Raw genomic sequence first — 413 nt, forward strand, 5'->3', positions numbered from 1 at the left:
CCCTCGGGCTGAGCCAGGGCCTGCCGGTCATGGGCGCCTCGCGCTCGGGGTCGGACGAGCTCACCAACCCCGGCGGCCAGAGCGACTTCACCAAGGCGACGCTGGAGGCTTCGCGCGAGCAGGGACTCACCGAGGAGATCGGCGTCCAGGTCGCCTTCGCCGGGCAGAAGTCGCTGGACCGGCTGCTGTCGTCCGAGCAGTTCGGCTACGGCGGCAGCCGCTTCGGCCGCGCCTCCGACTTCGCCGAGATCTCCGGCGACGACGGCGTCGCCGGCGGCATGGAGCTGCGCTATGGGCGCGACGTCGAGTTGTCCTGGCTCCAGGGCTACCAACTTTTTGCGGCGAGCGACGTCGGCCTCGTCTGGAACGACGTTCCGGGTGAAACCATCGTCCGCGACTCCCTCGCCTCGGTG

Annotated in this window: 1 protein-coding gene; it reads left to right on the top strand. The window is 70.5% G+C overall.

The window, feature by feature from the left end; all coding sequences use genetic code 11:
* Positions 1-413, top strand: a 413-nt coding sequence (locus tag I6F37_RS42180) for a ShlB/FhaC/HecB family hemolysin secretion/activation protein (RefSeq protein WP_276573832.1), incomplete at both ends; no start/stop codon positions are given.

The organism is Bradyrhizobium sp. NBAIM08 (assembly GCF_020193935.1).
Lineage (GTDB): Bacteria > Pseudomonadota > Alphaproteobacteria > Rhizobiales > Xanthobacteraceae > Bradyrhizobium > Bradyrhizobium yuanmingense.